The organism is Neisseria sp. P0021.S006, from assembly GCF_051956895.1.
In genome coordinates, this window is the sequence record NZ_JBQCWZ010001071.1 from 1 (window position 1) to 509 (window position 509).

General features: G+C 49.3%; 1 protein-coding gene. It reads right to left on the reverse strand.

The features are described from left to right. Nucleotides 1-481 (reverse strand): CobW family GTP-binding protein (locus ACTHUM_RS18775; protein ID WP_440403792.1); only part of this gene is annotated, 481 nt, incomplete at its 3' end. Nucleotides 482-509 lie beyond the last annotated feature (28 nt).

Consider the following 509-nt stretch of genomic DNA (forward strand, 5'->3'; position numbering starts at 1 on the left):
AGTCTGTTTTGCTGGCGACCAATACGTCGCAAATGCCGATTTGGTCTTTATACAAGGCTTGTTGAGCGTAATCGGGATTAATGAATTGGCGTGGATCGACAACGGTAAAAACAGCGCCGATTTCCAACATGCTGTCGAGTGGCTTGGCTTTCAATTCGTCGATAACACTGGCGGCGTGCGCCAGGCCGCTGGCTTCAATCATCAAGCGGTCGGGTTGGGCATCGCGCAGCATTTTTTGTACGGTCGTACCCATTTGTGCGCCGGCAGTACAGCACAAACAGCCGCCGGCGATTTCTGCGACGGGAATGCCGTTGTCGCTCAAGACAGCGCCGTCAATGCCGATTTCGCCAAATTCGTTGACGATGATGACCCATTTTTCATTCGGATCTTTTTGCGCCATCAGACTTTTGAGTGCGGTGGTTTTGCCTGTTCCGAGGAAGCCTGAAATCAGGTGGACTTTAGTCTTTTTTACTTCTGACATTTTTTACAAATTCCTGTTAAAACAACAT